Genomic DNA, 224 nt, shown 5'->3' with positions numbered 1-224 from the left:
CCCTGGTCGGGCGGCAGGAAAAGCATGTCGCCCCGCCCCAGCAACGTCTCCGCCCCCGGCATGTCCAGGATCACCCGCGAGTCCACCGACGAAGCCACCGCAAAGGCAATCCGCGCCGGAAAGTTCGCCTTGATCAGCCCCGTCACCACGTCCACGCTCGGCCGCTGCGTGGCGATCACCAGATGAATCCCCGTCGCCCGCGCCATCTGCGCCAGCCGCGTGAT

1 protein-coding gene is annotated in these 224 nt (G+C 68.8%); it reads right to left on the bottom strand.

All coding sequences use genetic code 11. The annotated features are described in order from the left end of the window. Positions 1 to 224: FtsK/SpoIIIE domain-containing protein (locus tag CFB18_RS10185; RefSeq protein WP_407084011.1), on the bottom strand; the 224-nt coding region annotated here is incomplete at both ends.

The organism is Thermoflexus hugenholtzii JAD2 (assembly GCF_900187885.1).
Classification (GTDB): domain Bacteria; phylum Chloroflexota; class Anaerolineae; order Thermoflexales; family Thermoflexaceae; genus Thermoflexus; species Thermoflexus hugenholtzii.
The sequence above is the reverse complement of the archived record's forward strand: the minus strand, read 5'-3'. Positions and strand labels throughout refer to the sequence as shown.